Genomic DNA, 2,494 nt, shown 5'->3' with positions numbered 1-2,494 from the left:
AGCTATCGTCGCATTGTCAGGCAATAGCCGGATAAATGTCGCGTAAATGTATCAGCGTCAATTGCTCAACCTCCTGGGAAATCATGATCTTCCCATTTATGTTAAGTTTTGTAACAAATTTTAATTAATGTTAAAAATTCGCCCGATTCGAGGCAGGGGACTTGACTTTTGCCTGGGCTTCATGGTATATTTTACATAATGGAGATATATGCTTTTTTTTTGTGGATAGACATATTACAATTGTTTAACTATACATCTATCATAGCATTCCTCGCCGTCCCTGTCAACCTCTATTCTTTCCGCGCGAGGGTTGGTTAATTGAATAAAAAATCAAGTTATTCTTGAGCGCCAGCGGCTCTCAACAGCTTAACAATTTCGTGATGTCGGTTAAATTCGGCTAACATTAAAGCTGTACAACCCCCACGATGTTTAAGATTAATATTTGCACCGCGTTCAATGAGCAATTGAACTGCGAACTGATGACCACGATGAGCCGCCCACATCAAAGCTGTAGCTCCCTTTTCGTCCTGAAGATTCAGGTCAATTGGGGTAAGAAGTAGCCGTTCAATAATCGCCACATTTCCCACTTCAGCGGCGGTCATCAAGGGAGTTTTACCGCCTTCTGTAGTCAGATGAATATCGGCACCACTATTAAGCAGGATTTGTACAGCGTTTAAATCTCCCTGTCGGATAGCCAAAGAAAGAGGAGTTTCGCCACTAATTTTAGCATTAAGAAGAGCATCACGGCGATCGCGAGAAATACGAGGAACTAACAGAGTCATAATTTCACTATGTCCCTGGATAGCTGCCAACATCAGGGGGACATCGCCGAAGCGATTAACCGCGTGAACATCAGCACCCCAACCCAATAGGAGTTTCACCATATCCTGGTGTCCTTCTAGGACAGCCAAATGTAGAGCAGTTTCACCATCGCGATCGCCAGTATAAATATCAGCCCCAGCTTTAAGCAAGGCACTAGCGATAGATAATTGACCCTGAGCCGCCGCCGCCATGAGAGCGGTGCTACCATCGCTATTGCGGGCATTAACATTAGCCCCAGCTCGGATCAATAATTCTACCATTTGCCAATCTCCCCTATCAGTAGCCACCATAAGGGGAGTTTCCCCAGACTCATTACAGACATTGACATTTAAACCCATGTCTAGCCAGGTGGGGAGACCTTCAGGGCGACCAGAGGCAACCACCGGAAATAATATGCTCGAATCAGGTAATGGATCTAAGGTAGCCCCAGCTTCCCGGAGGTCTTCAGCAATTTCGAGATGGTTTTGTGATAGGGCTAATTTCCAGGCTGTATCGCCGGAGCGATCGATGACATTAACATCAGCCCCATGGTGGCATAGCAATTTTACCATAGAGCGATCGCCCATCTGGGTAGCAGCCATGAGAGCCGTGCTACCGTCCTCATTTTGAGCATTGACATTAGCGCCGCTTTGTAGTAGAAAACGAGCGCAATCAAGTTGAGCATGAGCCGCCGCCACCATAAGGGCCGTGATACCATAGCGGCGACTAGCATAATTAACATCAGCTCCCCGTTGCACCAACACCCGCAAAATCTCCAAGTATCCTGCCTGTGCTGCGAACATTAACACCGTAACACCATCGCGATCTTTAGCGTTAGCATTTCCCCCCTTAGCCAGGAGAGCGCGGGTGTTAATTAAATTACCCGTCTTAACCGCTCTAAGTAAGGTAGTGTCCCGCTGTGTTGTTGAACCCATGAAATGTTTTTCTCATCCCACTCGTTGGTTGGAGGACAGAACTACGATGACTCCATAATAGAGAACCCCGCAGTTGCCAATTGCATCTTCGCAGGATCTATCAAAAACAGTCAATCTTTTTAGCCCATAACATAAGCAAATTCCCACAGCCGGAAGATATCACAAACACAACTGATCGGTAATATGCTAAGTTTTATTAAGGTTTCATCATTTTACCGATTCGGAGAACACTATGGATCTGCCAATTCCAGATACTATCAAACCCTACCTGAATTTTATTCACCCAGCGATTATGTGGGTGTTGTTAGCGCTAACAATTTACGCAATGTACCTAGGGGTGCAAATTCGGCGCACCAGGTCATCCGAGGGGGAACAGAAAAAAGAACTGATCAAGGGAAAATTCAATAGCAAACACTATCAAGTCGGGTCGCTGATCCTGGCTTTGATGGTGCTAGGCTCTATTGGTGGAATGAGTGTCACCTATATCAACAACCATAAATTATTTGTGGGTCCTCATCTCCTAGTAGGATTAGGGATGACTGGAATGGTGGCGGTTTCAGCTTCTCTGAGTCCCCTGATGCAAAAGGGGGTTAATTGGGCGCGATATACTCATATCGGCTTGAACACAGTATTGTTAGGACTGTTTTTATGGCAAGCCCTAACAGGGGTAGAAATCCTGCAACGGATTATCAGCAATATGTAGTTTGACACTCCCCGCGCTAAAGCGACGGGGATTCTTCACTCAACGAGCCAACTTG

2 protein-coding genes are annotated in these 2,494 nt (G+C 45.9%); one reads left to right on the top strand and one right to left on the bottom strand.

What is annotated here, in order from left to right:
• Window positions 1–335 precede the first annotated feature (335 nt).
• Window positions 336–1,736, bottom strand: coding sequence for an ankyrin repeat domain-containing protein (locus P5683_RS24115; protein WP_315641148.1), 1,401 nt, complete (start codon window positions 1,734–1,736; stop codon window positions 336–338).
• A gap of 232 nt (window positions 1,737–1,968) precedes the next feature.
• Here P5683_RS24115 and P5683_RS24110 point away from each other — a divergent pair, with 232 nt between their 5' ends.
• Window positions 1,969–2,439, top strand: coding sequence for a DUF4079 domain-containing protein (locus P5683_RS24110; RefSeq protein ID WP_006619778.1), 471 nt, complete (start codon window positions 1,969–1,971; stop codon window positions 2,437–2,439).
• The last annotated feature ends 55 nt before the right edge of the window (window positions 2,440–2,494 follow it).

The organism is Limnospira sp. PMC 1279.21 (assembly GCF_032349615.1).
Taxonomy (GTDB): Bacteria; Cyanobacteriota; Cyanobacteriia; order Cyanobacteriales; family Microcoleaceae; genus Limnospira; species Limnospira fusiformis.
This window is presented reverse-complemented; position numbering and strand designations above follow the sequence as displayed.